The following is a 249-nucleotide window of genomic DNA, read 5'->3' as shown; positions in this document are numbered from 1 at the left end:
AGGCGCGCCAGTTCACGTGCTGCAGACAATCCCGCCGGTCCGCCGCCAACGATGGCAACCTTGCCTCCATTTGGTTCCCCCGCATCAAAAAAGAAAGCCTGCTTGCTGATCGCCCAATCAGTGGCATGACGCTGCAAGAGTCCGATCATAATCGGTTTGGATGCTCCGTTTAAGACGCAAGCGCCTTCACAAAGCTCCGACGTAGGACATACGCGAGCGCAGCTTGCTCCTACCGGATTGGCTTCGAGG

At 57.4% G+C, this 249-nt stretch carries 1 pseudogene; it reads right to left on the bottom strand.

Features of this window, described 5'->3' with window-relative positions:
- Nucleotides 1-249 (bottom strand): annotated as a pseudogene (locus MXD62_RS40345) (dihydropyrimidine dehydrogenase); the annotation flags it as partial.

This window comes from Frankia sp. Mgl5, assembly GCF_023242985.1.
GTDB classification, from domain to species: domain Bacteria; phylum Actinomycetota; class Actinomycetes; order Frankiales; family Frankiaceae; genus Parafrankia; species Parafrankia soli.
The sequence above is the reverse complement of the archived record's forward strand: the minus strand, read 5'-3'. Positions and strand labels throughout refer to the sequence as shown.